The 294-nt window shown below is 63.6% G+C and carries 1 protein-coding gene; it reads left to right on the forward strand.

What is annotated here, in order from left to right; translation table 11 throughout:
• Positions 1-294, forward strand: a 294-nt coding sequence (locus R0J92_RS22360) for an ABC transporter substrate-binding protein (RefSeq protein WP_411053270.1), incomplete at both ends; no start/stop codon positions are given.

The raw sequence follows: 294 nt of genomic DNA on the forward strand, positions 1-294 counted from the left end.
GATGCGACCGTCGGCGGCTTCCGCAACTTCGAACTGACCCAGATCCGCCTCGCAGGCGGCGAGCCCCGCACCTTCTTTCCCGAAGAGCACGGCGTTCCGGTCTACGACGAGCTGATCTTCGTCGCCCACAGGGACATGGCCGGCGACGATCGGCTTCCCCGCTTCCTGAAGGCCGTCGAGGATGCCGCCATCTTCCTCACCAAACCTCCGCAGGAAGCCTGGGAGCTCTTCATCAAGGATTATCCGGATCTTGACGATGCGCTGAACCGCCAGGCCTTCCTCGATACGCTGCCG

Origin of the sequence: Tritonibacter sp. SIMBA_163 (genome assembly GCF_046535935.1) — a bacterium.
Lineage (GTDB): Bacteria > Pseudomonadota > Alphaproteobacteria > Rhodobacterales > Rhodobacteraceae > Epibacterium > Epibacterium scottomollicae.